The organism is Corynebacterium sp. HMSC08D02, assembly GCF_001807505.1.
GTDB lineage: Bacteria > Actinomycetota > Actinomycetes > Mycobacteriales > Mycobacteriaceae > Corynebacterium > Corynebacterium pseudogenitalium.
On sequence record NZ_KV789246.1, the window covers coordinates 7660 to 8726 of the forward strand.

General features: G+C 53.7%; 1 protein-coding gene. It reads left to right on the plus strand.

The genetic code is table 11. The features are described from left to right. The first annotated feature begins 479 nt into the window (after nucleotides 1–479). Nucleotides 480–959 carry a hypothetical protein gene (locus HMPREF3170_RS06120; protein WP_070478498.1) on the plus strand — a complete coding sequence of 160 codons (480 nt, stop codon included), beginning with the start codon at nucleotides 480–482 and terminating at the stop codon, nucleotides 957–959. Nucleotides 960–1067: the final 108 nt, after the last annotated feature.

The following is a 1067-nucleotide window of genomic DNA, read 5'->3' on the forward strand; positions in this document are numbered from 1 at the left end:
CCGGTTTACCAACGCAGGTCAGCGCAAAATCGGCCAAATAGCACGAAATGGGCCCAAAATGCCGTGACCTGCATTGGTCGACGCTAGGAGGTCGACCGGAACACCCGCTAACTCGATGCGGCCAGAATTGTGCACGTCAAGGGCTTTGCTCGTCCCCTGGCTATATGCGACCGCCCAACGCACAGGCGGCTGGTTCTAGTTCCTTAGAGTCCTTGATCTCGCTGGGGTTCCTGTGCTGCCCGCAGACTCCATACCACACACCAGACGTCATTCGGTGTTGATTTCTCAAAACGGGCAAATGGAACTGTTTTGAAAACCATATCTGGTTGTTGGCCGAGGCCATCCCGGGAAACCAGATAGACATCTACATACAAAATGTCCCTTACGCCCACATTCGATCTTCGAGCAATAGCGTTGGGAACCGAGACGCGGTCTCCAGCGTCTAAATATAGACAAGCATTCGCAGATGGAGTATCGCCATGATGAAAACAACCACGATTAATGAAGACATTGAGTCAATGAGCAGGGCGCATAACGGACTGTCGCCTCGTGCATGGAGCCTGATTAAGCACCGAACCAAAGAATTGCTCGTATCACATATCGCCGAGTGCGCGGCAACATGGGGAGGAGATGCCAGCAGGGCGGATGCAAGCGGGTGGCAGGTCTTTGGGATTGACCAAGCAGTGCGGCTTTTGGGGGAGGAAACCCTTGGAGCGCAGTTTCAGCGATTGAATGCGTTGACAGAAGGCCTTTCTAGGTACTTGTTGGCCAAGTATTACCAGGTTCCTGCGGGCGTCTATGACGAAGTGACGGATGAACAGATTGATGCTGTCGACGCTCTCCTGGGCACGGGCGATGTTAGGAGCGTTGTAGGCGAGGTCGTTGAGGAAGCGGTTCGTCGTATCCATGTCGTTGAGGTAAAACATGCGCTTGAACAGTTTGTAGCAGGAGAGTCATGAGCGCACATGCTATTGAACAGACCGTGTATCCCGTGTTGCGCGGGACGTATTGCCTCAATGTTGGATTGGACGCTCGCTCGCGGCGAAGACGCAACCCGTTCCAAGCTT

What these genes read in the sequence shown, in the direction of transcription:
- HMPREF3170_RS06120 (WP_070478498.1), top strand. Translation starts at nt 480, where the DNA reads ATGATGAAAACAACCACGATTAATGAAGACATTGAGTCAATGAGCAGG.